Here is a 737-nt window from a genome sequence, read left to right as displayed (position 1 = left end):
CGGACCGTCCGCCCAGCACAGCAGGGACAGCCGGGTCGTCGCCGACCCGGTGCCGGCCGCGGTCGCCCGCACCTCCACCGGGCAGCCGGGTGCCGCCGCGGCCGGGAACCGGGCGAAGCTGAAGCCCGCCGGGCTCACCGTGCGGGGCCCGGTACCGGTGCCGGGCAGCATCCCGGCCAGGTCCAGGCTGCTCACCCCGGCGTGCCGCTCGCTCTCCAGCCACCGGCGGCGCAGTCGCTCCGCCAGCGCCACGACCGGCTCCTCGCCGTCCGCCTCGCACAGCAGCGGCAGGGTGTCGGCGAGCGGACCGACGAGCCGGTCCACTCCGTCGAACCGGTCGTCGCGGCCCGCCCTGGCCACGTTCACGGCGATGTCCCGGCGCCCCGTCCACCGCGCGAGACAGCGCACGTACGCGGCGAGGAGCAGGTGGAACAGGGAGACGCCGTGCGCGGCGGCGAGCCGTTCGAGACCGGCACTCGACTCCGCGTCGAACGCGCCGTGGTGCTGCACGATCGGGCCGGTCGCGGGAGCGTCGGGATCACCGTCGTAGGGCAGCCGCAGCGGTGTGCCGCGCGCGGCGAGGCGCTCCGCCCAATAGTGCCGGACGGCGTCCGGCACACCGGAGTGCCGCGTGCTCGCCGCGTACCGCGCGAAGTCCGGCGCCGCCGGCACCGGTCGCGGCGCGGGCCCGCCGTGCCACAGCGCGGTGTACGAGGTCCACAGTTCCTCGGCGAGGA

The 737-nt window shown here is 77.2% G+C and carries 1 protein-coding gene; it reads right to left on the bottom strand.

Annotation, left to right across the window (positions count from 1 at the left end):
• The coding region (locus tag B7767_RS40965; RefSeq protein ID WP_256923755.1) for a condensation domain-containing protein at positions 1-737 on the bottom strand (737 nt) is incomplete at both ends.

This window comes from Streptomyces sp. 13-12-16 (genome assembly GCF_002114215.1).
GTDB lineage: Bacteria > Actinomycetota > Actinomycetes > Streptomycetales > Streptomycetaceae > Streptomyces.
This window is presented reverse-complemented; position numbering and strand designations above follow the sequence as displayed.